Source organism: Pseudomonas sp. GM49 (assembly GCF_000282355.1).
In the GTDB taxonomy this organism is placed as follows: domain Bacteria; phylum Pseudomonadota; class Gammaproteobacteria; order Pseudomonadales; family Pseudomonadaceae; genus Aquipseudomonas.
In genome coordinates this window covers 1-2,188 of sequence record NZ_AKJL01000178.1, presented here as the reverse complement: position 1 = coordinate 2,188, position 2,188 = coordinate 1, and the positions used below count along the sequence as shown (strand labels likewise).

Here is a 2,188-nt window from a genome sequence, read left to right as displayed (position 1 = left end):
GCTTGCGGCCCTTCGATGAACGCAAGGACCCGAGCCTGTCGGCAAAGGCGATTTCCGCTTCACTGAACGCCAAATTCGGCAGCATTCAGGACGCCTACATCGCCGTGTTCCCGCCACCGCCTGTTCAAGGGTTGGGCACCATCGGTGGCTTCAAACTGCAGATCGAAGACCGCGGCAACCTGGGCTATGAAGCCCTGTACAAAGAGACCATGAACGTCATCGCCAAGAGCCGCAGCGTGCCGGAACTGGCCAATCTGTTTACCAGCTTCACGGTGAACGTGCCGCAGGTCGATGCCGCCATCGACCGGGAGAAAGCCAAGACTCACGGCGTGGCCGTCAGCGATATCTTCGATACGTTGCAGGTGTACCTGGGCTCGCTGTATGCCAACGACTTCAACCGTTTCGGCCGCACCTGGCAGGTCAACGTTCAGGCTGACCAGCAATTTCGTCTGGAGCCGGAGCAGATCGGTCAGTTGAAGGTGCGTAACGATCATGGAGAAATGATTCCGCTCGCCACGTTCATCAAGGTCAGCCCGACGTCGGGGCCTGATCGGGTCATGCACTACAACGGCTTCATCAGTGCGGAAATCAACGGTGCGGCGGCTCCCGGCTTCAGCTCCGGACAGGCCCAGAAAGCCATCGAGAAACTGCTCAAGGAAGAACTGCCGAACGGCATGACCTACGAGTGGACCGACCTGACCTACCAGCAGATTTTGTCCGGCGACACCGCCTTGCTGGTATTCCCGCTCTGCGTCCTGCTGGCGTTCCTGGTACTGGCTGCCCTGTATGAAAGCTGGAGCCTGCCGCTGGCGGTGATCCTGATCGTACCGATGACGCTGCTGTCGGCGATTGCCGGGGTGATCATTTCCAAGGGCGACAACAACATCTTTACCCAGATCGGCTTGATCGTGCTGGTGGGCCTGGCGTGCAAGAACGCGATCCTGATCGTCGAGTTCGCCAAGGACCGGCAGGACCAGGGCCTGTCGCCGCTGGAAGCCGTGCTGGACGCTTGCCGCATGCGTCTGCGGCCGATCCTGATGACCTCGATCGCGTTCATCATGGGCGTGATTCCGTTGGTGACTTCCACCGGCGCCGGTTCGGAAATGCGTCGCGCCATGGGTGTCGCCGTGTTCTCCGGAATGCTCGGGGTGACTTTCTTCGGCTTGCTGCTGACGCCGGTGTTCTTCGTCCTCATTCGTCGCTACATCGAACGTAAAGCCGCACGCAAGGCGGCCCATGTTCACTCGCTCAACGTTATCGATTCGCAGGTGCACTGATGAACGCCTTCAAGCTCTTTCTTCCCGGCCTCCTGGTGACGGCATTGGCCGCCTGCACTGTTGGCCCCGATTACAAAACCCCGGACACAGCGCCTGCCCATGTCGTCTCGGCGCAAGGGGCCAACTACGATCAATCGCGTTTTGAAACGGTGTGGTGGCAGCAATTCGATGATCCCACGCTGAATCAGCTGGTCGGCAAAGCGCTCAATGGCAACCGCGATTTGCGTGTGGCCTTCGCTCGCTGGAAAACCGCCCGGGCCATTCGCGATGACATCAGCAACGACAATCTGCCGGTGGTCACCAGCCGGGTCAGCAGCCAGCAAGGCAAGTCGCAGGTGCCGGGTCTGACCGAGCGTCGGGTCAACACCGATCGCTACGACCTGGGTCTGGACATGGCCTGGGAGATCGATCTGTTCGGGCGCATCCAGCGCGAACTGGAATCCAGCGATGCCCGGGAAGACGCCACGGCGGCGGACCTGTACCAACTGCGCGTGACCATGATCGCCGAGTTGGTGGATGCCTATGGTCAACTGCGCGGTGCGCAACTGCGGGAAAAAATCGCCCTGGCCAACCTCAAGAACCAAAGCGAATCGCGTGCCGTGACCGTGAGTTTGCGTGATGCTGGCGTGGGCAACGAACTCGACGTGGTGCGTGCCGATGCCCGGTTGGCGGCGGTCGAGGCGAGCGTACCGCAACTGCAGGCGGAGCAGGTGCACCACAAAAACCGCATTGCCACGCTGCTGGGCGAACGCCCGGACACGCTGAGCATCGACCTGAGTCCAAAGGATTTGCCGGCCATCGCCAAGGCGTTGCCGGTTGGCGATCCCGGCGAACTGTTGCGTCGTCGTCCGGATGTGCTCGCGGCAGAGCGCCGGTTGGCGGCTTCAACGGCCGATGTCGGCGTGGCCACC

At 61.2% G+C, this 2,188-nt stretch carries 2 protein-coding genes; both read left to right on the top strand.

All coding sequences use genetic code 11. The features are described from left to right. The coding region (locus PMI29_RS12950; protein ID WP_033052448.1) for an efflux RND transporter permease subunit at nt 1-1,277 on the top strand (1,277 nt) is incomplete at its 5' end. Then, nucleotides 1,277-2,188: efflux transporter outer membrane subunit (locus PMI29_RS12955; RefSeq protein WP_007999000.1), on the top strand; the 912-nt coding region annotated here is incomplete at its 3' end. The genes PMI29_RS12950 and PMI29_RS12955, both read left to right, overlap by 1 nt.